Annotated in this window: 3 protein-coding genes; all 3 read right to left on the reverse strand. The window is 44.0% G+C overall.

Translation table 11 applies throughout. The annotated features are described in order from the left end of the window. The coding region (locus tag AC3AYF_RS21185; protein WP_487780443.1) for a cupin domain-containing protein at positions 1 to 599 on the reverse strand (599 nt) is incomplete at its 3' end. Next, positions 596 to 1,195, reverse strand: coding sequence for a histidine phosphatase family protein (locus AC3AYF_RS21190; RefSeq protein WP_487780444.1), 600 nt, complete (start codon positions 1,193 to 1,195; stop codon positions 596 to 598). The genes AC3AYF_RS21185 and AC3AYF_RS21190, both read right to left, overlap by 4 nt. Then, positions 1,196 to 1,333, reverse strand: coding sequence for an NfeD family protein (locus AC3AYF_RS21195; protein WP_487780445.1), 138 nt, complete (start codon positions 1,331 to 1,333; stop codon positions 1,196 to 1,198).

Below are 1,333 nucleotides of genomic sequence, written 5' to 3' on the forward strand. Positions count from 1 at the left end.
TTTAAAGCCACCCCATGGTGAGCAATATGGGGTGGTAAATACAACATATCTCCCGGTTGTAAGTCCCAGCTCTGATCTGGATTAAATTCTTGTAGAATTTGTACATCCAATCCGTCGATCAGAGTCACGTCAGTCATCGCCGTATCATTAATTTGCCAGCGTCGAGATCCCATCGCTTGCAATAAAAACACATCATAACTATCCGTATGCGGGCCAACACTGCCATGTTTAGGTGCATAACTCACCATGAGATCATCACGTCGCCAATCAGGAATAAATCGAAAGGGATCTAGTAAGTTCTGTAATTCAGGACAATGTTTATCTACATCCTGTACCAACATAGTCCAGTGGGTAGCCGGTAACCGTGCAAAGTCATCTTCTGTTAACGGGCCTGATGTCACTTGCCATGGACCTAATGCCCCTTTTTCTTCAATTAAACGAGATTCGATTGCAGGTTCGCAAGCCAAACCAGCTAAATCATCAGCACTAATCGGTGACTGGAAATCAGCAAAAGCTTGGCGAATCAATAAGGGCTTTTTTTGCCAATACTGTTGTAAAAACTGTTGCTGGGTTAAACCGGTATTAAAAAATGCGGTCATAAGGATCCTGCATGGAAGAGTAATTGAGGATACGCCCTAGCGCCGTCACTAGTGACCGATATACGGCTAATGCCTGCATGAGGGATATGTAGGCGATACATCGCGTCCACAGGCATTTGTAACACATGACTGATGATCATACGCATCATGCCCGCATGACCTACCACCAAAACATGTTTATCCTGATATTGAGCCAACAAGGCATTCCATGCCGATAATACCCGTTGTTCAAATGCTAATAATGACTCTGCTTGGGGCGGTGTATTATTGACCGGGTCGTCATAAAAAGCATAAAATTCAGCCTTATTTGCTATCTCTAATTGCTGTGCTGATTTGCCCTCCCAATCACCAAATGCAATTTCCATAAAGCTAGCCTGAGACTGCACTGGAATATTTAATCGCTGAGCAAGTTCAGTTGCAAATGCTGCACAACGACTTAACGGTGACGTCACAATATATTGCCAGTCCGCAGCTTGTGCCACTGCAGCTCGCATCTGCTGCCAGCCTTTATCAGTCAAACGATGATCCAGCTGACCACGATAGATATGACCGCCAAGGGGCTCACCATGACGAAGTAAATCAATAACAGTTGTCATTTATTCTTTAACAATCTCCACCTGAAATACCACATTGTCAATTTTGACAATTTTCACCTTAGTACCAACAGGACAATCTCTGCCTTCAATCTTCCAAGTAGAATCATCCACCTGGACTTTGCCATGACCGTCTTCAAT

This window comes from Salinicola sp. (assembly GCF_982684285.1).

What these genes read in the sequence shown, in the direction of transcription:
- AC3AYF_RS21190 (WP_487780444.1), bottom strand. Translation starts at nt 1,195, where the DNA reads ATGACAACTGTTATTGATTTACTTCGTCATGGTGAGCCCCTTGGCGGT.